Below are 22,130 nucleotides of genomic sequence, written 5' to 3' on the forward strand. Positions count from 1 at the left end.
GATGTTTACACCTTTAACAGCGGACTTTTATGAAGCGCCGACTCTTGAATTATCGCGCAGCTTGCTTGGACAGATTCTTGTCCATGAACTGCCAGAAGGCATTGTAGCCGGAAGAATTGTTGAAACCGAGGCTTATATGGGAGCGGAAGACCGGGCGGCCCATAGTTTTGGCAACCGCCGGACAAAACGGACCGAAGTGATGTTCGGGAAAGCAGGACTTGTTTACACGTACCAGATGCACACCCATACGCTCATCAATGTCGTCAGCGGTCCGGTTGATACACCAAGGGCGATTTTAATACGGGCGGTCGAGCCGGTTGAAGGCATCGACTTGATGGCGGAACTCAGAGGGCGGCATCTCCCGATAAAGCAATGGACAAGCGGTCCCGGGAAATTGACAAAAGCGATGGGCATTACCATGGATTACTATGGACATCATTTTACGGAGCGCCCTTTGTATATTGCGGAAGGCGATCCCGTCCATGCTATAGCAGCGGGGCCGCGTGTCGGCATCGGAAATTCACTTGAAGCGGTCGATTATCCTTACCGGTTCTATGAGCAGGATAATCCGTTTGTTTCAAAATTTCGTTAAACTCCGTGTTTAAAGTGGATCTTACGTGGAATAATAAGGGAGAACACTTAAAACAGAAGGAGTGGAAGATAGTGGCTAAAATTGCAACTTTAATTACAGATATGTTCGAAGATGTGGAATATACCGATCCGCAAAAAGCATTCAATGATGCAGGCCATGAGGTCTTTACGATTGAAGAGGAGGCGGGCAAAGAAGTGACAGGCAAGCAAGGCGAAGCCGTCGTCACAATCGACAAAGGGATTGATGATGTAAATCCTGAAGACTACGATGCGTTATTCTTGCCAGGCGGATTTTCGCCGGACCAATTGCGTGCAGATGACCGTTTCGTCGCATTCACGAAAGCGTTCATGGATGCCAAGAAACCGGTTTTCGCCATTTGCCATGGCCCGCAGTTATTGATTACGGCTAAAGCGCTTGAAGGGCGTAAAGCAACAGGCTATAAATCCATCCAAGTGGATATGGAATATGCAGGAGCAAAATTCGTAGACGAAGAAGTGGCTGTTTGCCAAGACCAATTAGTGACTAGCCGTCAACCGGACGATATCCCTGCATTTAACCGGGAATCGCTTCGTTTGCTTGAGAAATTAGCATAAAATGTATAAAAGGCCCTGTCAGCATTTGCTGATGGGGCTTTTCTATGTAAAAAATGCGTTATTTCTAATTGTAGCTCTCTCAAGTGCCTATTGTATTAATAAGCAAACACTTATATAATAAATGGATTATAGCGAAGAAGGTGAAGGGAATTGGATTATTTTCAAATGGAATCTTATTTGAAGGCAATCGGAGACAGCAACCGGATGCGGATCTTGAAGTATTTGATGAAGGATTCATTATGCATTTGTGAATTTACAGAACTGATGAAGATGACGCAGCCTGCAATTAGCCAACACATGAAAAAGTTAAAGCAAGCAGAGTTGGTGCTGGAAGAAAAGCGGGGGCGCTGGACAATTTGGTCGTTGAATATCCGGCATGCCCAGTATCCGATCTTGATTCATCTATTAAGTTTGCTTCCTGAACCGGAGCGGACGATTGAAACGTTAAAAGCTGAAGGAAAAAAAGTTGTTTGTGAGTAGGGAGTTGTAAAGAACGTGGATGTTTGGTTAGCTGTAATTATTTTTATCATTACCTTGTTTTTTGTTATTGCCCAGCCGCGGAATTTATCAATTGGCTGGTCTGCGATGGCCGGTGCTGCAGTAGCTTTGCTTGTAGGAGTGGTTGACCTAGGCGATGTCTGGGACGTAACCGGCATCGTCTGGAATGCCACTTTGACATTCGTTGCGCTTATTATCATTTCCTTGATTTTGGACGAGGTTGGCTTCTTTGAATGGGCAGCATTGCATACAGCCAGATTCGCAAAAGGAAGCGGATTGCGCATGTTTTTCCTCGTCATTATTCTTGGAGCTGTGGTTTCGGCGTTATTTGCGAATGACGGGGCTGCGCTGATCATCACGCCGATTGTCCTTGCGATGGTCCGGGCATTGAAATTCAAAGACGCAATGATCCTGCCGTTCATCATGGCTTCAGGCTTCATTGCCGATACGGCATCGCTGCCGTTTGTCGTCAGCAACTTGGTCAATATCGTCTCTGCCGACTTTTTCGGCATCAGTTTTACGGAATACGCCATTCGAATGGTCGTCCCGAACTTCTTTAGCATTGGTGCGAGTATGCTTGTGCTATATCTTTACTTCCGGAAATCCATTCCGAAGGAATTCGATGCCAGCGCATTGAAAACACCCGCTTCGGCAATAAAAGATTTGAAAATGTTCCGTCTCGCTTGGGTGGTTTTGGCTATCTTGCTTGTCGGCTATTTCATCAGCGGGCCGCTTGAAATTCCCGTATCGCTTATAGCTGGCGCCGTCGCTGTTATTTTCTTGGCGATTGCACGAAGAAGTGAAGCCGTACATACAAAAGCGGTATTAAAAGGTGCACCATGGGCGATTGTCTTTTTCTCTGTGGGAATGTATGTAGTGGTCTACGGTTTGCGGAATGCGGGACTTACGTCGGTACTGGCGACAGTGATTGAATGGACAGCGGGGCACGGTCTGTATGCAGCGACGATTGGCATGGGCTTTATCGCAGCACTTCTTTCATCTGTCATGAACAATATGCCAACCGTCATGATCGATGCATTGGCGATTTCTGAAACGAACACGACGGGGGCAGTAAGGGAAGCGTTGATTTATGCGAATGTCATCGGTTCGGATCTCGGGCCTAAAATCACGCCGATCGGCTCTCTCGCCACACTCCTATGGCTTCATGTCCTTAAAGTGAAAGGCGTGGAAATCAGTTGGGGCTATTATTTCAAAATTGGAATCATCTTGACGCTTCCGACTTTACTCATCACCTTGACCGGCCTGTATCTCTGGCTGACAATATTGCATTAAATAGAAAGAGGCTCGCGGATGCGAGCCTCTTTTAATCTAGGAATTTAGCTAAATACACTTCGTTCAAAGCTTGATCGTTAATAATCAATGAATTTTTGCGCGTGCCTTCTTTTACATAGCCGGCTTTATCGTAAAGTTTGCGGCCGGGAGTATTCCGTTCGACGACGGTGGTCTCGAGGCGCGTCACCCCTTTTGTTGCTGCCCATTCTTCGGCTTTCTCGAGCAGGGAAGTGGCAATTCCTTTTTTATGTGCGTGTTTTTGAATGCCTAATTCAAGAGATGCACGGTGGGCTGCGCGTTTTGCTTCATTGCCCATAATCATCAAATAGCCGACAGGTTCGCCGTTAAGGATTGCAATCAGGATGGTGGAATGGCCCTGCTGCTTCCAGTCGATAATTTGTTTGCGGACACTTTGAGTAGACTGATGGCGCTCATCTTTCCCATAAAGCATATATTCAGATTCCGCTTCTACAATTTTCTGCAAGGTGATAAGAGAGCGGGCGTCCCCATGGCCGGCAGAGCGGATCAAGAGGATGTCTTCGTTTCTGTTATGGTGTTTTGAATGGCGGTCTCCTGATGAGTCGATTTTTTCAAATCGGACAAAGCGGTTGGTCTCCACTTGGCTGACGTAATAGCCGGCATCCATCCAGGCATGAAAATGCTTGGCAGGCGGTTTTGTCTTCTTCCACCAGCTTTTATTCAGATAGGCGGCATTGGGCAATTGCTGCCCCATAATTTGTTCGATTTCTGTAAACGTCAACGTGATCACGGGATTAGAAGCAGATGAAAAATAGTCCGATAAAGGAATGTATTTTTTTTCCAGTAATATAGTCACAAAAAATTTCCCCTTTCTATTTTTATTGCTATAAGTTATGAGAATTATACCATTTGTCCTATTGGAATGTATATAATTTTTTAAATTTTATGAAATGAATTTTAAAATACCTATAAAAAGGTAAGAAATTGGATAATAGTAGGAATAAAATAGTCTAATTAGATTAACTAATTAGACAATTTAGAAATTTTTATTCCTTTTTTAAAAAATTCGTTGATATTTCCAATAGGAAATATACAGAAAAATATCGATTATTTATTGTGTTTTGGCTCGACTTCTAAATGTGGTAAAATAAGCACGGAAACTAACATTGATCAGGGGGCAAAATCATGTCAAACGTTTTTGTATTAGGCCATCAAAATCCAGATACGGATTCTATTTGTTCGGCTATTTCATATGCATACTTAAAAAAACAAATCGGTATGAACGCTGAACCGATTCGCTTAGGCGATCTGAACAACGAAACCTTATTTGCATTAGAGAAATTCTCGGCAACTGAACCGCGTCTTGTAAAACGTGTTTCAGAAGAAGTGTCGCAAGTCATACTCGTAGACCATAACGAGCGCCAACAGAGCGCTGAAGATATCGGAGAAGTACAGATTATTGAAGTGATCGACCATCACCGGATTGCGAATTTTGAAACGGTGGATCCACTTTACTTCCGCGCTGAACCAGTCGGATGCACAGCGACGATTCTCTTGAAATTGTTCAAGGAAAACGGCGTTGAAGTTCCGGCGGATATTGCAGGGCTTATGTTGTCCGCGATTATTTCGGATTCTCTTTTATTCAAATCACCGACTTGCACGCCTCAAGACGTAGCCGCTGCAAAAGAACTGGCTGAAATTGCCGGCGTCGATGCTGCAGAGTACGGCTTAGCGATGTTAAAAGCAGGAGCGGATCTGAGCAATAAAACCTTGGAAGATTTGATGTCTTTGGATTCGAAAGAATTTGAAGCGGGCGATCACCGTTTTGAAGTGGCGCAAGTCAATGCCATTGATGTGAATGAAGTCATCAGCCGCCAAGCGGAATTGGAAGTATTGATGGAGCAGGTCATAGCGAAAAAAGAGTTGGACCTGTTTACATTCGTCGTAACAGATATTTTAAACAATGATTCGGTAGCCATCGTTCTTGGCAAAAAAGCGGGAATCATTGAAGGGGCATTTAAATCAAGCGTGGTCGACAACCGTGTACTGCTGCCAGGTGTCGTTTCCCGTAAAAAACAGATCGTTCCGGTCATTACAGAAGCATTAAGCTGATCCCTTTACGGGGTCAGTTTTTTTATTGGGGGCTAAGCGGGTGCCGTCGCTTTTCGGGTGGCCATAGGCAAAAAAATTGAGGGTCTTGTTTTTCGTTGTTATAGTTATTTAAAGAGGTGGATATAATGAAAATCGAAATATGGTCAGATTACGTGTGCCCATTTTGCTACATAGGCAAACGAACACTCGAGAAAGCATTGAAACAAACGGGATTTGAGCCGCAAGCTGAAATTTCATTTAAAGCATATCAGTTAAACCCCGATACACCTGTTGATTCTACTATTTCCACTTATGAATCGCTGGCGAAAAAGATGGGGCAGACAGTAGAGCAAGCGAAGGAAATGACGAAAGGCGTAGCGCAGCATGCGCGTGCTGTAGGTCTTGAATATAATTTCGATCAAATGGTCGAAGCCAATACAATGGCAGCCCACCGGCTGGTAAAATGGGCAGAAGCGAAAGGAAAAGCTCCTGAGCTCACTGAAAGCTTGCTGCATCATTATTTCATCGAAGCCAAAAATATCAGCAACTATGAAGTTTTGCTAACTATTATAGAAGAGGTCGGCTTAGATCGGACAGAAGCGAAGGCCGTCCTTGCATCTGATCGCTTTCTTCAGGAAGTGGAAGCCGATATTATGGAAGCCAGCCAAATTGGTGTCCAAGGGGTGCCGTTCTTTGTAATTAACCGCAAATATGCCATTTCAGGCGCTCAGCCGCTAGAAGCATTTGTGGATTCTATCCGCCAAATTGCGGATGAAGAAGGCGTACGCCCGGCATTAAAACCGATGGGCAAAAGCAAAACAAGCTATTGCACTGGTGATTCTTGTGAAATGAATGACTAAGTGGTTGGTGAACCCGGAAGCGAATAATGCTTCCGGGTTTTTTTTGTGCTGATTAAGATCGTGAGGTAGGGGGTAGACAACTAGTAAGCAAAATTACGGTTATAGGAGGATGGGCATGACACAAGAAGATAAGCAAAGCCGCGTTCCAGAAATGCCAAAATCATATTGGAGACAGTACAAAGATGTTCCTAGTTTTCCTGCGCTTCAAGCAAATGAATCCACAGATATCGGCGTCGTTGGCGGAGGAATTGTAGGAATCATCAGCGCCTATTTATTGGCGAAAGCAGGGAAAAAAGTGACTTTAATTGATGCCGGGAAATTAATTGATGGGGTAACAGGCTATACGACTGCCAAAATCACGGCGCAGCATGGATTGTTTTATTTTCCATTAATCAAGCTTATCGGAGAAGAACAAGCAAAACTATATTATCAGGCGAATATGGATGGCTTGGACTTTATCGAAAAAACGGCCGCAGACTTGGACATCGATTGCGACTTTTCTCATCAGAACGCTTTTGTCTATGCCAATACCGCAATTGGCGCAAAGCTGGTTGAAAAAGAGGCGGAAGCCTACCAGCAGCTCGGAATTGACGGAGGCTTGGCAAAAGACGAAGTGGAGCTGCCGTTTGAGGTTAAAGAAGCGGTTGTCATGCGCAATCAAGCGCAGTTCCACCCAGTAAAATTCCTGGCGAAGCTGGTCAGTGAAATCGAGCGCCTCGGCGGTACGATTTACGAGCAGACGCGGGCTGTGAAAATACTGAGCAAAAACGATCCTGTCATCCAAACGGAGAATATGTCCCACTTGTCCTGCAACAAAGTCATCGTAGCCACCCATTATCCGTTCAATGACTTTGACGGCATGTATTTCTCACGCCTCTCCATCAACCGCTCTTATGTAGTAGCAGCAAAAATCAATGGGGACGTGCCGAAGGATATGTATGTGAGCTGCGATATGCCGTCGCGTTCGCTGCGATATGCCACGGACGAAAATGGCGAGAAATTGCTGTTGATCGGTGGAGATGGACATGCCACTGGCAAGAGCAAACCGCCGACAATGAAGCATTACGAAAACTTGGAGAAATTCGGCGAAGAGCATTTTGGCATCAAGGAAATTCCGTATCGCTGGTCGGCCCAGGATGTAACAACCTTAGACAAAATTCCATATATCGGTACGATTACGGCTGGGTATGACAATATCCTGGTAGCGACCGGATTCCATAAATGGGGGATGTCAAACGGCGCCATTGCTGGTGTCATGCTGACAGACCAAGTTTTAGGGAAAGAAAATCCTTATGCAGCACTGTTTAATCCGACGCGCACGAAGATGAAAGCGGTGGATGCTGCAAGCTTTATTAAAGACAATGCATCCGTTGCAAAAGAATTGGTGAAAGGCAAGTTGAAGATGCCGTCTAAAACGGTTGAGAACTTGCAGAACGATGAAGGCGGTTTGGTGAAAGTCGGCAACAAGAAAGCAGGCGGCTACCGCGACCAATACGGGCAAGTGCATTTAGTCAATACCACTTGTACCCATATGGGCTGTGAAGTCGGCTGGAATGATGCCGAACGTTCGTGGGATTGCCCGTGCCATGGTTCGCGCTTCTCGTATACAGGGGAGGTTCTTGAAGGGCCGGCAGTTAAACCGCTGAAAAAACTCGGAGATTAGAAAAAAGCGCAGACGCTCCAGAATTATCTGGGTGTCTGCGCTTTTCTTATTGGCTAGTCTTCAGCGCCCGACGCTTGTCGAACCTGAACGGCTGTTTCCGCTTTTCATTGTCCAGACTCCAACAGCCAGGTTCTCGGAACATAAGCCAACTTGGCTGTGCGGCTGGAAACCGCCGCTTCGCCAATTCGTCTTATGCCTTTCGAACCTGAACGGCTGTTTCCGCTTTTCTGGTTACGCTGGGTTCGCTTCGAGTTCCAATGAAATCTTGATATCTTCGCCGACCAATACGCCGCCTGTTTCAAGTGCCTGGTTCCAAGTAAGGCCGAAATCTCTGCGGTTTACTTTGCCTTCAGCGCTGAAAGCTACAACTTCTTGGCCCCAAGGGTTCGTGCCTTTTCCGCCGTATTCCACTTCGAAAGTTACAGGGCGGGTTACGCCTTTAATGGTAAGGTCGCCTGTCAATTCATATTCAGTGCCTTTTTTAGTGATGTCGTTTGCATTGAATTTGATTTCAGGGTAGGTTTCTGCATCGAAGAAATCAGCTGAACGCAAGTGGTTATCGCGATCTTCGTTATTTGTGTTAATGCTTGCTACATTGATTTTGAAATCGATCAAGGCACCGTTCAAATCTTCTTCATTCGCTTCTACTACTGCTTCGAAAGATTCGAACGAACCTTTTACTTTAGAGATCATCATGTGTTTTACAGAAAAGCCGATTTCTGAGTGTGCTGGGTCGATTGTCCATTTTTTCATTGTGAGTATTCCTCCTAAGAATGTAATAACTATGTGTAACTATATCCAACTATTATCTCGGTGTCAATTGTTTTTAAATTATTATTCTCGAATTCGAGATATTTTCTTCGTAGGAATGACTTTTTCTTTCGAATTATCAGTACTTTTTTTATTTATCGTACTTTAGACCTTATCATCAGGGTTTCGCTTGTCAAATTCCCAATAAAATCGGATACTTATAGAAGTTAAAGTTTAGAAGGGATTTGCGTGGAATGACGAAAGAAACATGGTTGAAGGATCTGCGCCGTTTTTTGGCAGATGATCACGTGAAAATGGACGAACCGCTACACCTGCATACCTTAACAAGAATGGGTGGGCCAGCTGATATTTTTGTAGCACCAACGACTGAAGATGAAACGGCTTATACCGTGAAATATGCATATGAAAATAATATTCCTTTATTGCTGCTCGGCAACGGATCGAATATGGTGGTCCGCGATGGCGGCGTACGAGGCATTGTCTTGAACTTGAAGAGTTTGCACACGATCCGCATCGAAGGGACCACGGTTTACGCACAAGGTGGCGCGAATATTAAAGAAGTCTCGAAAGCGGCAGCTTCCAACCGATTGACCGGCTTGGAATTTGCATGCGGCATTCCGGGTTCCATCGGCGGTGCTATGGCGATGAATGCGGGAGCTTACGGTGGAGAGATCAAAGACGTGATTCGCAAAGCGATCGTATTGACTAAAGAAGGCGACAAGCTCGAGTTATCGAAAGAAGACTTGGAACTTGGCTATCGCAAGAGCATCATTACGAAAAAAGGTTATTATGTCTTGTCGGCAGAGTTTGACTTGGAATTCGGCAATCAGCTTATCATTGATGCGAAAATGAGTGATTTGACGATGCAGCGTGAAACAAAGCAGCCTTTGGAATTCCCATCAGCAGGCAGTGTTTTCAAACGGCCGCCTGGAAACTTTGCCGGGAAACTGATACAAGAAAGCGGTTTGCAGGGCAAAGGATTCGGTGGAGCGGAAGTTTCAACTAAGCATGCCGGATTTATCGTCAATAAAAACAATGCAACGGCCAATGATTACATCAAGACGATTGAGATGGTCAAGTCAGCTGTCCGTGAAAAATTCGGAATCGACCTGGAGTTGGAAGTGAAAATTGTTGGTGAAGATATGGCCTAACGCGTAGAAAGTGCTAGTCTGCTTTTGCGTTAAAAAGGAGTTGACCCTAAATTGATTTTGGGTCGACTCCTTTTCTATTTGGAAATTTTTCACTCGCCGTCAGTTTATTAAAGGATTTTCATTTCGGCTGTCGAATAGACAAAGGTACAGAAAAGGGGGAAGTCACATGGGGAAAAAGAGAAGATGGCTAAAGTGGGTGTTGGGGACAGTCGGTGTACTCGCTTTGATCATCGTTGCAGCGTTGATTTTTGTAAACGTTTACATAGGGAAATCGGAAGCGGTAGTTGAAGGAAAGATGGCTGTGAAGATATTGGACGAAGACGTGACAGTTATCCGAGACGAAATTGGCGTCCCGCATATTGAAGCGGAAACGGACGCGGATTTATACCGGGCGCAAGGGTATGTCCAAGCACAGGACCGTATGTTCCAAATGGATTTGTCGCGCCGGCAAGCAAGCGGACGCTTAGCGGAAGTGGTAGGGGCAGCTGCGGTTGATACAGATAAACGTTTCCGGACGTTCAGTTTGAGAAATGCCGCTGAAAAATCATGGGACGGCTACGGCGACGAAGCGAAACAAGTTTTGGAATGGTTCGCAGAAGGCGTCAATGCATATATGGAAGAAGCGAAAGCGGAAGGCACATTGAGCTATGAGTTCGCTTTGCTTGGCTATGAACCGGAAGAATGGACGCCGCTTGATTCTCTGACAATTGGGAAGTATATGGCCTATGACTTAGGCGGGCACTGGAATACGCTTGCGGTTCGCCACTGGGCGCTAAATGAATTTTCAGAAGACAAAGCGAAAGAATTGTTCATTACTTATCCGGACAATGCACCTTCAATTCTTGAAGCGAATAAAGAACAGCCGGTTAAAGTGGCAGGAGAATTCGATGCATCGGTCATTCCGCCTGAATTCAATGGCAGCAACAACTGGGTGGTATCGGGAGACAAAACTGAAAGTGGGTTGCCGTTGCTCGCTGACGACCCGCATCTTGGATTGAGTACGCCGTCCATTTGGTATCAAATGCATCTTCAATCACCGGAGCAAAATGTCAGCGGAGTGATCTTTGCCGGGATTCCTGGAATTATTCTCGGGCATAATGAAGAAATCGCCTGGGGTGTGACAAATGTTGGGCCGGATGTGCAAGACCTTTACATTGAAACCCCAAATCCGGAAGACTCGACGCAATTTCTTTATGAAGGAGAATGGGAACAAGCGGAAGTGCGAGACGAAACGATCAGCGTGAAAGACGGAGAAGATGAAGCGTTCGAAGTAAAAGTGACGCGCCATGGACCGATTATCTCGCCTATTCTTTATAAAGAAGAAGATCCGGGGGCTGTGTTCTCCATGCAATGGACTGCTCTTGAGCCGACTTTGGAACTTCAGGCAGTACTCGGTTTCAACAAAGCTTCTAATTGGGAGGAGTTCGAAACCGCATTGGAAGATTTCCAAGCTCCGGCTCAAAACTTCGTCTTTGCTTCAACAGACGGGACGATTGCATACAAAGCGAACGGACGCATTCCACTTCGAAAAACAGGGGATGGCCAATTGCCGGTTCCAGGAGATTCAGCTGACTACGGCTGGGATGGCTATGTGCCATTTGATGAATTGCCCATTTCGGTCAATCCGGAAAGCGGATTTATCGCAACAGCCAACAATGAAGTCGTAGATGATTCCTACCCGCATCACATTACTGACTTCTGGGCGCAGCCTTATCGCTATGAACGGATTGCGGAAGTCTTAGAGGCGTCGGATGATTTGACGCCGGAAGATATGATGGAGCTGCAGATGGACCAAAAGAATTTATACGCAGCTGAATTTTTAGACGACATGATTGCAGCGGTCCGAAAAGAAACGAAGGAATACGATTCACTTCTTGAAATGCTGGAAGCATGGGATCAAGTGGATAGCGCAGACCAAGCGGCACCGCTTGTTTTCCACAAATGGATGAAGCAATTGCCGGATACCATTTTAAAAGAAGCCTTTCCAGAAGATGTTTATGAAATGTTTGCTGGGAAAAATCACATCACCGATGAAATGATGAGGCAAGCATTCACCGGGAACGAAGGCGTCTGGGTGTCCGAATACGGCGGCGTTGAAAAATGGCTGACCGATGCTTTAGCAGAAAGCGTTGATGAAATCGAAGAGCAATTTGGAGATAAGTTTGAAGACTGGGAATGGGGCGATTACCACCAATTGACTTTCCCGCATCCGCTTGCAAGCGCTTCTCCGATATTTGCCCAATTTTTAAATCCGGACCCAGTTGCAATTGGCGGGTCTAATATTACAGTTCAAGCAGCTGCGTTTGGAGAAGACGGCAAAGTGAACCACGGAGCTTCTTGGCGTTTTGTTGCCGATTTGAGTGATTTGACCGGAGCCTACCATATCGTTGGGCCAGGGCTCAGCGGACATATGAAATCGGATTTCTACCATAACCAAGTGGATGACTGGGCAGAAGGCGATTATCATAGAACGGAAATCGAAGAGAAAGCAAAAGGAACAGAGTTAATTTTGACCGCAGATTAAGCTATACTGAAGAAAAACGATGCGAGGCGGTTGGAGTGAAAAGGTTTTTTGCAGTAGGCGCTGGCGGAATGCTCGGGGCGATGGCGCGTGCCGGGATTTTCGAAGCCATTTCGTCAATGGCTGGATTATGGGCAGTCAACTTAATGGGAAGTTTTATCATAGGTTACGCAGCGGCTCGTTTCCAAAAAAAATCTGCTGAATTCCGGCTGTTCCTTTCAACCGGTTTCGTTGGCTCTTTTACCACATTTTCAGCTTTTTCAGCTGAGTGGTTTAGCCTGCTGGAAAAACAGTTTTTGCTTGGAATTGGATTTGCCCTCGTGATGACGTGCGCTTCTGTCTTGATGGCAGCAGGCGGACTGGTTGCTGGAAGGCAGGCGGTGGCGAAATGATTTCCATTGCAGCGGGCGGCTTTTTTGGAGCCATTGCCCGGTATGTTTTTTATCTCGCAGCAGAAAGCCGTTCCCAACATCCGAAATGGGCAACATGGGCCGTCAACAGCCTTGGGTCTTTTTTGATCGGGTGGCTGCTCGGAAGCGGCAGTTCGTCCGCTTTTTGGCTCACCGGTTTTCTCGGGGCCTTCACGACCTTTTCAACGATGGCACTTGATGCCGTTAAGGATATGGAAGACGGGAAGTGTCTGAGAGCTCTCGCGTATTTAAGCGCAACGTTGATCAGTGGGATTTTGCTATTCAGCCTCGGCTATGTATTTTTATAGAAAAAAGGTCTTTCCGACTGAAAACCGGAAAGACCTTTTTCTTATTTCACGATGATGACAGGGGCTTCCACGCGTTTGGCCACTTTATGGCTGACGCTGCCGAGCACCATTTCCTGCAAGGCATTTAAGCCGCGGCTGCCGATAAAAACGACATCATAGCCGGTTTCGTTGGCATGCTTTACAATGGTCGGCCCTGGCGTCCCATGCAAAGTCTTCGTTTCGAACTGGACACCCGTGGAATGGAAAATATCTTCTAACGGCTGCAAATGTTTGCGGCGTTCAAGATGAAGTTCATCCGGGCTCTGGGTATGGAGGATTTCGTTGCGTGCTTTTCCGTAGTCGACGACATAGAGAAGCGTCACTTTTGCTCCCGGATTTGTTTTTGCCATTTTTACGGCTTCTTGCACGGCGCGTTTCGAATGCTCCGAGCCGTCAGCGGCTACGAGAATTTTCTCATACATGTAAGATTCCCCCTTAATGCTGGCTGGCATTTTCTTCTGAATTCGTATAGGTGGCTAAGGTCTTGACCAATTTTTCACTGGATGGATTCAAGCCGGTGATTTCAATCGATTCCGCTTTTGATTGAAGCCTGCCCATGACCCGGTCGATGGCGCCTACTCCGGAATCGTCCCAAATGGCAGCATCCGAGAAGTCGATGATGATGCGTTCAGCAGGTTCGATGGCATCAAAGGCTGAAACAAAATCCTGGGTAGAAGCAAAGAATAATTGGCCGTGTACGGTATAAACATTCGACGCCTCGGCATTCAATCCTTTATTTCGGACTTCGACCTTTGAAATTTTAGCAGCGAATAAAATCGCGCTTAACAGAACGCCGGCGAGTACCCCTTTGGATAAATCATGTGTGTAGACAACAACAACCACAGTCAGCAGCATGACAATCGCGTCTGATTTTGGAGCAGTGACCATGTATTTAAACGAACCCCAATCAAAGGTGCCGATGCATACCATCACCATGATGCCGGCAAGCACGGGCATCGGAATTTGGACGACCCAATTGCCAAGGACGATGATCAGGAAAATCAGGACAACGCCTGCAGTAAAAGTGGAAAGGCGTCCACGTCCGCCAGACTGGACGTTAATGCCAGACTGGCCGATCATTGCACAGCCCGCCATTCCCCCGAAAAAGCCGGTGATGAAGTTAGCAATGCCTTGCCCGCGGGCTTCCTGGTTCTTATCGGAATCGGTTTCCGTTGCATCATCTAATATAGATGCCGTCAACAGCGATTCGAGCAGGCCGATAATCGACAATGCCAGGGCCGTCGGGAAAATGATCTGCAAAGTTTCAAGATTAAAAGGGACATTCGGGATAAAGAATGTTGGCAGGGATTGTGTGATCGTCCCTAAACTGCCGACATTCTGCATGTCGATTCCGGTATACATAACGATGCCGGACAATACCAATATGGCGATTAACGGTGCCGGAATGGCAGTGAAGAAACGAGGCAGGATATAAACGATTGCCAAAGTGACTCCAACAAAAATATAGGTGGTCATATTAATGCCGAAAATGAACGGAACTTGTGCCATGAAGATGAGGATAGCGAGCGAATTCACGAAACCGATCATTACGGCCCTCGGGATAAACTTCATGAAGCGGGCGATCTTCAAAAAGCCGAAGATTACTTGCAGCACGCCGGTCAAAATAGTGGCAGCCAGTAAATAGTCGAGGCCGTGGTCACGGACGAGCGTGACCATGGCGAGGGCCATCGCACCCGTCGCTGCAGAAATCATGGCAGGCCTGCCGCCGACAAAAGCGATAATGACCGCAATCGAGAACGAAGCATAGAGGCCGACCATCGGATCAACACCAGCAATGATGGAGAAGGCGATGGCTTCAGGTATTAAAGCAAGAGCAACGACAATGCCGGAAAGAATATCTGCGCGGATATTGCCGAACCACTGCTCTTTATAAGACATGGTTTTCAAAATTCCACTTCCTTTATAAAATTCGTTTAGCATCTGCAAACAATAGCATTTTTTCGAAAAACCGTAAATAGGAGTCATTCAAATATTCGTTTGATTATTATTGTCCGAAGATTTATACTACAAGTAACAATCAAAGCAAGATTTGAATGAAGGTGGGATCTCGATGAAAGAAATTTGTGAAGTGACAAAAGTCCATCCGGAAGTGGTGAATAATGTCCAAAAGTACATGCCGGATTTATCGGAAGTCGTTAATCTATTTAAAGCGTTGGCCGATGAAACACGCTTGAATATCGCCTATGCCTTAACGATCGAAGAAGAAATGTGCGTCTGCGATATTGCAGCAGTCATAGGCTCTTCAAATGCGACTGCTTCCCACCATCTAAGATATTTGAGAGAACGGGGGTTGGCTAAATCTTTGCGCAAAGGCAAGCAAGTCTATTATTCCTTGTCGGACCGTCACGTTCACCAACTGGTGACCATTGCCCATGAACATGCGAAAGAAGGTGCAGAGCATGCAGAAGACATACCGTCTTGAAAACTTATCGTGCACAAGCTGCGCTGCCAAATTCGAAAAAAATGTACGGGAACTTCCCGATATTAAAAATGTCAGTTTAAACTTTGGCGCTTCTAAACTGACCGTGGATGGCAATGTTTCCATTGAAGCATTGGAAAAAGCGGGTGCATTCGACCATATCCGTGTTTTTCCGGAAAAAGAGAAAGCTGTGCATAGGCCATTCTATAAACGCCGCCAAACAATCGAAGCCGCTATTTCCTTTATCCTGCTAGTCATCGGAACAGTGATTTCTTTCCAGGCTTCTGAAACACATCCGGCAGCGATCGGGTTGTTCGGTGCTTCTATTTTAGTCGGAGGCTACCAGATGTTCTGGACAGGACTGCAAAATTTAACGAAATTGCAATTTGATATGAAAACATTAATGACTATAGCGATCATTGGTGCTGTAATCATTGGCGAATGGCGAGAAGGGGCGGTGGTAGTCTTCTTATTTGCAGTCAGTGAAGCATTAGAAGCCTTTTCCATGAATAAAGCCCGCCAGTCGATTCGAGGATTGATGGATTTGGCGCCGGCAAGAGCGTTGATCCAGCGCCAAGGCGAGCTCCTTGAACTGGATACGGAAGATATTCGCATCGGCGATATCCTGATCGTTAAACCGGGGCAGAAAATTGCCATGGATGGAACCGTGCTCCGAGGCACCAGTTCTGTGAATCAGGCAGCGATTACAGGAGAATCCATTCCGGCGGATAAGCAGCCGGGAGACGAAGTGTTTGCAGGAACCTTGAATGAAGAAGGTGCACTGGAAGTTACGGTGACCAAACGGGTCGAAGATACCACAATTGCCAAAATCATTCATTTAGTGGAAGAAGCGCAGGCAGAAAAAGCACCTTCCCAAAAATTCGTCGACCGTTTTGCAAAATATTACACGCCGGCCATCATTGCCATCGCTTTTTTAGTGGCGATCATTCCAAGCCTCCTGACCGGCAACTGGGAGTTGTGGGTTTACCAAGGGCTGGCAGTCCTTGTGGTCGGATGCCCGTGTGCATTAGTTGTTTCGACGCCAGTAGCCATCGTTACGGCTATCGGGAATGCTGCACGGCAAGGTGTTCTCGTAAAAGGCGGCATCCATTTGGAAGAGACAGGCCATATCAAAGCCATTGCATTTGATAAAACGGGCACATTGACGAAAGGCTATCCGGAAGTCACGGATGTCTTTGCAAAAGAAACGTATTCAAAAGAAGAAGTCTTGAAAATCGCGGCAGCAGTTGAAACGATGTCACAGCATCCTTTAGCGCGGGCCATCCTTGATGAAGCGGGCGAAGCCTATCCTTCTGAAGGGTTTGGATCGGTAACAGGGAAAGGTGCTCATGCAGTCGTTAAGGGTGTGCGCGTCCATGTCGGAAGCTTTACTTGGGCAGAAGAATTTGGCTACAGCATTCCTTCGAGTTACCGCAAGTTGCAGAAATCCGGCAAATCAGTCGTTGCGGTCTTTTCAGAAAAAGAATTGATCGGTGCGGTAGCAGTAGCGGATGCCATCCGAAACGAAAGCCCGGAAATCATCCGCCAGTTGAAAGCGATGGGCATTGAGAAAACCATTATGCTGACAGGTGACCATCCTGCAACAGCCGAAGCGATCGCAGCTCAAATCGGTGTCACGGATGTCCGTGCCGGATTGATGCCGGAAGACAAATTGGCTGCCATCAAAGAACTCCAGCTAACTCATGGCCGGGTTGCAATGGTTGGAGATGGAGTCAATGATGCACCTGCCTTAGCGGCCTCGACGATCGGCATTGCCATGGGCGGCGCCGGGACAGATGCGGCTTTGGAAACAGCTGATATTGCTTTAATGGCCGATGATTTAGAAAAACTGCCCTATACAATTCGACTCAGCCGAAAGACTTTGCGTATAATAAAGGAAAATATTATTTTTGCATTAGGTTTAAAAATTATTGCTTTGCTTTTAATCATTCCAGGATGGCTGACATTATGGATTGCCATCTTTGCAGACATGGGCGCGACGCTTCTCGTTATCCTCAATGCGCTGCGTTTAGTCAAGATTCAAAAGTAAACGAACATGGGGGACAAAGTGTTGAAGCTGACAGAATGGACGATGGAAGAACAAGAACAATTAATTGAATTTATGACCACTAACTCATGGCCGTTCCACGGCATTGAACATCCTGTCCGGGAATTGATCGAGAAGACGATTGAAGAAGGCGGATATAAATCGGACCAAGTCAGAACGTTCTGGATTGAAAATGATGAAGGACAGCAAGTGGGGGTCGTGAAGATTTTCGATTTGCAAGATGACATTCCGTTATTCGATTTGCGGATTGCCGATCCGTACCGTGGAAAAGGCTATGGCCCAAAGGCCTTGAAATTGATTGCTGATTTCGTCTTCTCTTTGCCTGAAAAGAAAATCCGCCTGGAAGGCAACACGCGCCATGATAACTTTGCGATGAGAAAAGCATTTGAGCGGACCGGTTTTGTAAAAGAGGCGCATATTCGCCAAACTTGGTTTTCGCCGCGGGAAAACCGCTATTACGATGCAGTGACTTACGGCATGACAAGAGAAGATTGGGAAGCGGGCATCACGACGCCAGTCCACTGGGATGATGCACTCGTAGAAGAAAAGAAATCTCAATTCAATCCGGTTCTATTTCAATTCCCGGATCAATTCGAGTCGGAACGCTTAATCATCCGTAAGCCGAAAAGAGAAGATGCGGCTCTCAGCTATGAAGCGGTCATGCGTTCGCTTGCTTCACTGCGGCCATGGATGCCATTTGCCCAGAAAAAGCCGGTGCTTTCGGAAATGGAGGCAAACCTGGTGGAAGCAGAAGCAGACTTTATGCTCCGCAAAGATTTGCGCCTTCATTTCTTTTCGAAAGAAACGGGCGAGTTCGTCGGTTCGTCGGGACTTCACCGCATCAATTGGGATGTCCGCAAATTTGAAATCGGCTATTGGGTCGATAATCGCTTCGAAGGCAAAGGCTATGTAACAGAAGCGGTAGAGCGGATTACCCGTTTTGCTTTTGAAGAGTTGGAAGCCAATCGCGTCGAGATACGCTGCGATCCTGACAATGTCCGAAGCCGCGCAGTTGCGGAACGGTTGAACTTCGAACTTGAAGGCATCCTCCGCAACGACACCCTTTCAAAAGTGAGCAACAAATTGCGTGATACATGCGTTTATGCAAAAATCCGGAAACAATAAAAAAAGCTGAGGACAATGGTCCTCAGCTTTTTTTATTCACTTAGGCTATATGCCTTTTCTTCCAGAAATCAAGTTAATAACTAAAATGATAGCTGCGATGATAAGAAGAATGTGGATCAAGCCACCAGCGACGTCCATTAAAAATCCAACTAACCAAATTACAATAATAACTGCTAAAATAATCCAAAGAATACGTCCCATGTTCCTCACCTAACCTTTCTATGTCGATAGTATTAAGTACCCCCGAAATCCACAGCCCAAACATGCAGAAAATTGAATTACTACTGGATTGCCGGAAGCTCAGTTGTTTAGCGGGTTGGGGTATAGTAAACTGAAGAGAGTCATGTTAGGGAGGAACGAATTTTGCCTACTCCAAGTATGGAAGACCACATTGAAATCATTTATTCATTAATAGAACAAAAAGGATATGCCCGGGTGTCAGATATTGCAGAAGCTTTGTCAGTTTTGCCCTCATCTGTCACGAAGATGGTGCAAAAACTTGATAAAGATGGGTACTTAATTTATGAGCGTTACCGGGGGCTTATGTTAACGCCGCGCGGCCAGAAACTTGGAAAACGCCTTGTGAAGCGCCATGATCTACTGGAACAGTTCCTTCGCTTGATCGGAGTGGAGGAAGAACGGATCTACGGCGATGTAGAAGGCATCGAGCATCACTTAAGCTGGAATTCCATTAATCGAATCGCTGATTTGGTTCAAGTGCTGGAAGAAGATCCGGCATTGCTCCAAAAACTTGAAAAACTAAAAAACGACCAAAAAGAAAATTAAACTGAATTTAAGGAGGCTGCATGATGGCATTGCATCCAGGAGAAAAAACCACATTACGCATTATCGACCGTTCAAGCTCCCAGTGGATCTTGACGAATAGTTCAGGTGATGAGGTATTGATGAACGCATCAGAGATCGAAGAAGGGCAAGAAATCGGTGAGGAAATTGAAGTATTCCTTTTCCGCAACCGGCAAGGCGGCGTTTCCGCTACTCCGATGATCCCCCATATTTTACCGAGCATTTACGGCTGGGCGAAAGTATTGAAAGTATCAAGACGTGAAGGGCTGGTTGTCGATATCGGAACTTCCCGGGAAGTCTACGTGCTTCCGGAAGACCTTCCGCAAATTGAAGAATTATGGCCGCAGCAAGGAGACCATATTTTCATGACCTTGCGTACAGACCGCTATGGTGATTTATACGGACGGTTAGCAACAGAAGAGAAAATTGGCGAATTATACGTACCGGCTCCAACTTCTGTTTTCAATGAAAACATTCAAGCCCGTGCTTATCGTTTATTGCCGGTCGGCACATTCATGCTTTCAGTGCCTGAAATGTATCGGATTTTCGTCCATGAATCGGAAAGAGAAGAAGAACCGCGTTTAGGCGAAGAAAAAACCGTACGCATCATCGGCATAAAAGACGATGCGACATTGAACGGTTCTTTACTTCCGCGTAAACAAGAGCGCTTATCAGACGATGCACAGAAAATCATGGATTTCCTCGATGAGTCTGGCGGCCAAATGCCGTTCACAGATAAATCGACTCCGGATGAAATCCAGGAAATTTTCGGCATGAGCAAAGCGGCATTCAAACGCGCGCTCGGCAGACTGTACAAAGAACGTAAAATCATCCAGGAAGACGGATGGACCAAATTAATACGTTAACGCAACCTTTTCAAATTAAAAGCGTATTAATTTGTGGAAGGGGGCAATAAACTATGAAGAAAATAATTCCAGTACTATCATCTATATTAGCACTGTCACTTATGCTGCCAAGCATCGGTTCTGCGAATGTCGGCATCAACGAAAAATTCGGTTTGCCAATCGTCGTCTATGGAGGCAATCTCTCTGAAGCTGAAAAAGAAAGTGTCGCGAAAAGCCTGGATGTAGCCGGTGAAGCAGACGTAGAAGAAATCGAAGTGACCGGCCAAGACCTGATTACTTACATCAAAGACGGGGATTCACGTGCGAATATGTATTCTTCGGCGAAAATCACCCGCAAAGATGCTGGAGAAGGTTTGGTTATCCAAATTGTTACGCCGGATAATATCACACAAGTGACAACAGAAATGTACGCGAATGCCATGCTGACTGCGGGCATTGAAGATGCAACGGTTGAAGTTGCTGCTCCAAAAGCGGTGACGGGTCATTCAGCGCTTGTCGGCATTTACAAAGCTTACGAAGTGAACGGCGAAGAATTGGATCCTGAACGGACAGATGTTGCTAATGATGAATTGACAGTAGCAACCGAGCTTGCTGATAGCGGGGTTGAAGACGCAAAAGTAAGTGAACTTCTGACAGAGATCAAAAAACAGATTGCTGAACAAAATCCGGCTACCCATGAAGAAGTGGAAAAAATTGTGGAAGACCAATTGACGAAGCTTCAAATCGAGTTAAGCCCGGAAGACCGCAAATTATTGACAGATCTTATGGATCGCATCCGTAAATTAGACATCGACTTTTCAAAATGGTCGAGTCAATTGGATGATTTGAGCAAAACCATTGAAGACAAAATTGGCACAATCGTCAATGACGAAGGTTTTTGGCAAAGCGTAAAAAGCTTCTTTCAAAAACTGGCGGATTCTGTCCGTGGATGGTTTAACTAATTCAAATGCACAGCCAGGCAGTAAATTGCCTGGCTGTTTTTATTTTGAGCCGGTTCAGTTGCGGTCCAAAAGAAGCGGTGATAAAATAAACTAAATATCTCGAATTCAAGATAATTGGAGGAGGAAGAAATAATGAAACTAGAAGGCATTCACCACGTTTCCGCGATTACCGCAAATGCGGATAAGAACCATGACTTCTTTACACGAATTTTAGGAATGCGTTTAGTGAAGAAGAGTGTTAATCAGGATTCGACTTCGTCTTATCATTTGTTTTATGCCGATGCAGTAGGGACTCCTGGAACTGACATGACCTATTTTGATATTCCGATGGCCGGCCGCACCTATCCGGGTGTTTCTGCCATCAGCAATACGGCCTTTCGCATCAAGAGTGAAGCGGCGCTCACGTATTGGATTGAACGCTTCGATCATTACGGTGTCCCGCGTGGAGATATAGAAGAAGTTTTTGGTCGGCAATCACTGACTTTCCAGGACTTTGAAGGATCCCGTCTAATGCTGGTAGTAGATGACGGAAAAGGAATTGAATACGGAATTCCTTGGACGAAAGCGGGAATTCCGGAAGAACATGCAATTGTCGGTTTAGGGCATGTTCGTTTGACTGTGCGCAAAAATACCAAGACAGCAGCTGTGCTAAGCGACATTTTAGGATTTGAGCAGATTGGCTCTTATCCGTCAAAAATAGAAGGAATGAAAGATATTTTAGTGTTTTCAACAGGAAAAGGCGGGCCTGCTGGCGAAGTACACTTAGAGGAACGGACAGATTTGCCGCCTGAACGTCCTGGAAGAGGAAGCGTCCATCATGTCGCTTTCCGTGTGAAAACGTATGAAGAGTACAGCAAGTGGAACGCTTACTTGCGTTCAAATGGCTTTATGACTTCAGGTGAAGTAGATCGCTATTATTTCAAAGCCATCTATTTCCGTGAGCCGAATGGCATTCTTTTTGAATTATCGACGGATGAACCGGGCTTTGCAACAGATGAGCCATTGGAAAATTTAGGAGAAACGCTTGCTTTGCCGCCGTTTCTTGAGCCGAAACGGGCTGAAATTGAAGCATCGCTGCGTCCATTGTCTATCAATCAATAAGTAGGGGGAGAAAAAT

23 protein-coding genes are annotated in these 22,130 nt (G+C 45.9%); 18 read left to right on the forward strand and 5 right to left on the reverse strand.

Annotated elements, in window-relative coordinates; all coding sequences use genetic code 11:
- Position 1 precedes the first annotated feature (1 nt).
- The 4 genes from AC2EXB_RS02740 to AC2EXB_RS02755 all read left to right on the forward strand — a co-directional run bounded on the left by AC2EXB_RS02740 (position 2) and on the right by AC2EXB_RS02755 (position 2,976).
- Positions 2–592 (forward strand): DNA-3-methyladenine glycosylase, encoded by a 591-nt coding sequence (locus AC2EXB_RS02740; RefSeq protein ID WP_251477394.1) that lies wholly within the window; start codon positions 2–4, stop codon positions 590–592.
- 71 nt (positions 593–663) lie between these two features.
- Positions 664–1,185, forward strand: a complete 522-nt coding sequence (locus AC2EXB_RS02745) for a type 1 glutamine amidotransferase domain-containing protein (RefSeq protein ID WP_311195612.1) — start codon at positions 664–666, stop codon at positions 1,183–1,185.
- Between the two features lie 150 nt (positions 1,186–1,335).
- On the forward strand, positions 1,336–1,665 hold the full coding sequence (locus AC2EXB_RS02750) for an ArsR/SmtB family transcription factor (protein WP_235198144.1): 330 nt from the start codon (positions 1,336–1,338) through the stop codon (positions 1,663–1,665).
- A 15-nt stretch (positions 1,666–1,680) separates the two neighbouring features.
- Positions 1,681–2,976 carry an arsenic transporter gene (locus tag AC2EXB_RS02755; RefSeq protein ID WP_483603523.1) on the forward strand — a complete coding sequence of 432 codons (1,296 nt, stop codon included), beginning with the start codon at positions 1,681–1,683 and terminating at the stop codon, positions 2,974–2,976.
- Between the two features lie 31 nt (positions 2,977–3,007).
- Here the strand turns inward: AC2EXB_RS02755 and AC2EXB_RS02760 are convergent, their stop codons facing one another.
- The gene (locus AC2EXB_RS02760) at positions 3,008–3,811 is read right to left on the reverse strand and encodes a GNAT family N-acetyltransferase (RefSeq protein ID WP_235198145.1); all 804 of its coding nucleotides are present in this window, start codon (positions 3,809–3,811) and stop codon (positions 3,008–3,010) included.
- Positions 3,812–4,140: 329 nt separating this feature from the next.
- Between AC2EXB_RS02760 and AC2EXB_RS02765 the strand changes: the two genes are divergently transcribed.
- The 3 genes from AC2EXB_RS02765 (at position 4,141) to AC2EXB_RS02775 (ending at position 7,569) form a co-directional block, all read left to right on the forward strand.
- Positions 4,141–5,067, forward strand: a complete 927-nt coding sequence (locus tag AC2EXB_RS02765) for a manganese-dependent inorganic pyrophosphatase (RefSeq protein WP_483603525.1) — start codon at positions 4,141–4,143, stop codon at positions 5,065–5,067.
- A gap of 125 nt (positions 5,068–5,192) precedes the next feature.
- Positions 5,193–5,906 carry a DsbA family oxidoreductase gene (locus tag AC2EXB_RS02770; protein ID WP_483603527.1) on the forward strand — a complete coding sequence of 238 codons (714 nt, stop codon included), beginning with the start codon at positions 5,193–5,195 and terminating at the stop codon, positions 5,904–5,906.
- Positions 5,907–6,021: 115 nt separating this feature from the next.
- A complete protein-coding gene (locus tag AC2EXB_RS02775) occupies positions 6,022–7,569 on the forward strand; it encodes an FAD-dependent oxidoreductase (protein WP_483603529.1) in 1,548 nt (515 codons plus the stop codon).
- A gap of 231 nt (positions 7,570–7,800) precedes the next feature.
- Here the strand turns inward: AC2EXB_RS02775 and AC2EXB_RS02780 are convergent, their stop codons facing one another.
- The gene (locus tag AC2EXB_RS02780) at positions 7,801–8,322 is read right to left on the reverse strand and encodes a YceI family protein (protein ID WP_235198149.1); all 522 of its coding nucleotides are present in this window, start codon (positions 8,320–8,322) and stop codon (positions 7,801–7,803) included.
- A gap of 251 nt (positions 8,323–8,573) precedes the next feature.
- Here AC2EXB_RS02780 and murB point away from each other — a divergent pair, with 251 nt between their 5' ends.
- The 4 genes from murB (at position 8,574) to AC2EXB_RS02800 (ending at position 12,730) form a co-directional block, all read left to right on the forward strand.
- Complete coding sequence (murB, locus tag AC2EXB_RS02785) at positions 8,574–9,491, forward strand: UDP-N-acetylmuramate dehydrogenase (RefSeq protein ID WP_483603531.1); 918 nt, start codon at positions 8,574–8,576, stop codon at positions 9,489–9,491.
- Between the two features lie 166 nt (positions 9,492–9,657).
- Complete coding sequence (locus tag AC2EXB_RS02790; RefSeq protein WP_483603533.1) at positions 9,658–12,015, forward strand: penicillin acylase family protein; 2,358 nt, start codon at positions 9,658–9,660, stop codon at positions 12,013–12,015.
- 35 nt (positions 12,016–12,050) lie between these two features.
- A complete protein-coding gene (locus tag AC2EXB_RS02795) occupies positions 12,051–12,404 on the forward strand; it encodes a fluoride efflux transporter FluC (RefSeq protein WP_483603535.1) in 354 nt (117 codons plus the stop codon).
- A complete protein-coding gene (locus tag AC2EXB_RS02800) occupies positions 12,401–12,730 on the forward strand; it encodes a fluoride efflux transporter FluC (protein WP_483603537.1) in 330 nt (109 codons plus the stop codon). Before AC2EXB_RS02795 ends, AC2EXB_RS02800 begins: the two co-directional genes overlap by 4 nt.
- Before the next feature lie 41 nt (positions 12,731–12,771).
- On the opposite strand, the gene AC2EXB_RS02805 is transcribed toward AC2EXB_RS02800, so the two are convergent.
- Together AC2EXB_RS02805 and AC2EXB_RS02810 are read right to left on the reverse strand one after the other, a co-directional pair.
- Entirely contained in the window at positions 12,772–13,191 is a 420-nt protein-coding gene (locus AC2EXB_RS02805) for a universal stress protein (protein ID WP_483603539.1), read from the reverse strand.
- Positions 13,192–13,204: 13 nt separating this feature from the next.
- The gene (locus AC2EXB_RS02810) at positions 13,205–14,668 is read right to left on the reverse strand and encodes a SulP family inorganic anion transporter (protein WP_483604709.1); all 1,464 of its coding nucleotides are present in this window, start codon (positions 14,666–14,668) and stop codon (positions 13,205–13,207) included.
- Positions 14,669–14,840: 172 nt separating this feature from the next.
- On the opposite strand from AC2EXB_RS02810, the gene AC2EXB_RS02815 reads away from it, so the two are divergent.
- From AC2EXB_RS02815 to AC2EXB_RS02825, 3 genes are read left to right on the forward strand one after another with little or no spacing between them, the layout of a single operon-like run.
- On the forward strand, positions 14,841–15,212 hold the full coding sequence (locus AC2EXB_RS02815) for an ArsR/SmtB family transcription factor (protein ID WP_235198154.1): 372 nt from the start codon (positions 14,841–14,843) through the stop codon (positions 15,210–15,212).
- Positions 15,190–17,259, forward strand: a complete 2,070-nt coding sequence (locus AC2EXB_RS02820) for a heavy metal translocating P-type ATPase (RefSeq protein WP_483603540.1) — start codon at positions 15,190–15,192, stop codon at positions 17,257–17,259. Before AC2EXB_RS02815 ends, AC2EXB_RS02820 begins: the two co-directional genes overlap by 23 nt.
- 21 nt (positions 17,260–17,280) lie before the next feature.
- On the forward strand, positions 17,281–18,402 hold the full coding sequence (locus AC2EXB_RS02825) for a GNAT family N-acetyltransferase (RefSeq protein ID WP_235198155.1): 1,122 nt from the start codon (positions 17,281–17,283) through the stop codon (positions 18,400–18,402).
- Between the two features lie 45 nt (positions 18,403–18,447).
- Here the strand turns inward: AC2EXB_RS02825 and AC2EXB_RS02830 are convergent, their stop codons facing one another.
- On the reverse strand, positions 18,448–18,603 hold the full coding sequence (locus AC2EXB_RS02830; protein ID WP_235198156.1) for a lmo0937 family membrane protein: 156 nt from the start codon (positions 18,601–18,603) through the stop codon (positions 18,448–18,450).
- A 162-nt stretch (positions 18,604–18,765) separates the two neighbouring features.
- Between AC2EXB_RS02830 and mntR the strand changes: the two genes are divergently transcribed.
- From mntR to AC2EXB_RS02850, 4 genes are all read left to right on the forward strand, one after another.
- Entirely contained in the window at positions 18,766–19,188 is a 423-nt protein-coding gene (mntR, locus tag AC2EXB_RS02835; RefSeq protein ID WP_235198157.1) for a transcriptional regulator MntR, read from the forward strand.
- A 23-nt stretch (positions 19,189–19,211) separates the two neighbouring features.
- Positions 19,212–20,072, forward strand: a complete 861-nt coding sequence (locus AC2EXB_RS02840; protein WP_235198158.1) for a CvfB family protein — start codon at positions 19,212–19,214, stop codon at positions 20,070–20,072.
- A gap of 53 nt (positions 20,073–20,125) precedes the next feature.
- Positions 20,126–21,013 (forward strand): DUF1002 domain-containing protein, encoded by an 888-nt coding sequence (locus tag AC2EXB_RS02845; protein WP_483603543.1) that lies wholly within the window; start codon positions 20,126–20,128, stop codon positions 21,011–21,013.
- A gap of 132 nt (positions 21,014–21,145) precedes the next feature.
- Positions 21,146–22,114 (forward strand): ring-cleaving dioxygenase, encoded by a 969-nt coding sequence (locus tag AC2EXB_RS02850; RefSeq protein ID WP_483603544.1) that lies wholly within the window; start codon positions 21,146–21,148, stop codon positions 22,112–22,114.
- Positions 22,115–22,130: the final 16 nt, after the last annotated feature.

Source organism: Planococcus alkaliphilus, from assembly GCF_057031095.1.

Excerpts from the sequence above, each read along its gene's own strand:
- AC2EXB_RS02740 (WP_251477394.1), top strand. The coding sequence starts at position 2 with ATGTTTACACCTTTAACAGCGGACTTTTATGAAGCGCCGACTCTTGAA.
- AC2EXB_RS02765 (WP_483603525.1), top strand. The coding sequence starts at position 4,141 with ATGTCAAACGTTTTTGTATTAGGCCATCAAAATCCAGATACGGATTCT.
- AC2EXB_RS02770 (WP_483603527.1), top strand. The coding sequence starts at position 5,193 with ATGAAAATCGAAATATGGTCAGATTACGTGTGCCCATTTTGCTACATA.
- AC2EXB_RS02775 (WP_483603529.1), top strand. The coding sequence starts at position 6,022 with ATGACACAAGAAGATAAGCAAAGCCGCGTTCCAGAAATGCCAAAATCA.
- AC2EXB_RS02780 (WP_235198149.1), bottom strand. The coding sequence starts at position 8,322 with ATGAAAAAATGGACAATCGACCCAGCACACTCAGAAATCGGCTTTTCT.
- murB (WP_483603531.1), top strand. The coding sequence starts at position 8,574 with ATGACGAAAGAAACATGGTTGAAGGATCTGCGCCGTTTTTTGGCAGAT.
- AC2EXB_RS02790 (WP_483603533.1), top strand. The coding sequence starts at position 9,658 with ATGGGGAAAAAGAGAAGATGGCTAAAGTGGGTGTTGGGGACAGTCGGT.
- AC2EXB_RS02800 (WP_483603537.1), top strand. The coding sequence starts at position 12,401 with ATGATTTCCATTGCAGCGGGCGGCTTTTTTGGAGCCATTGCCCGGTAT.
- AC2EXB_RS02805 (WP_483603539.1), bottom strand. The coding sequence starts at position 13,191 with ATGTATGAGAAAATTCTCGTAGCCGCTGACGGCTCGGAGCATTCGAAA.
- AC2EXB_RS02810 (WP_483604709.1), bottom strand. The coding sequence starts at position 14,668 with ATGTCTTATAAAGAGCAGTGGTTCGGCAATATCCGCGCAGATATTCTT.
- AC2EXB_RS02815 (WP_235198154.1), top strand. The coding sequence starts at position 14,841 with ATGAAAGAAATTTGTGAAGTGACAAAAGTCCATCCGGAAGTGGTGAAT.
- AC2EXB_RS02820 (WP_483603540.1), top strand. The coding sequence starts at position 15,190 with ATGCAGAAGACATACCGTCTTGAAAACTTATCGTGCACAAGCTGCGCT.
- AC2EXB_RS02830 (WP_235198156.1), bottom strand. The coding sequence starts at position 18,603 with ATGGGACGTATTCTTTGGATTATTTTAGCAGTTATTATTGTAATTTGG.
- AC2EXB_RS02840 (WP_235198158.1), top strand. The coding sequence starts at position 19,212 with ATGGCATTGCATCCAGGAGAAAAAACCACATTACGCATTATCGACCGT.
- AC2EXB_RS02845 (WP_483603543.1), top strand. The coding sequence starts at position 20,126 with ATGAAGAAAATAATTCCAGTACTATCATCTATATTAGCACTGTCACTT.
- AC2EXB_RS02850 (WP_483603544.1), top strand. The coding sequence starts at position 21,146 with ATGAAACTAGAAGGCATTCACCACGTTTCCGCGATTACCGCAAATGCG.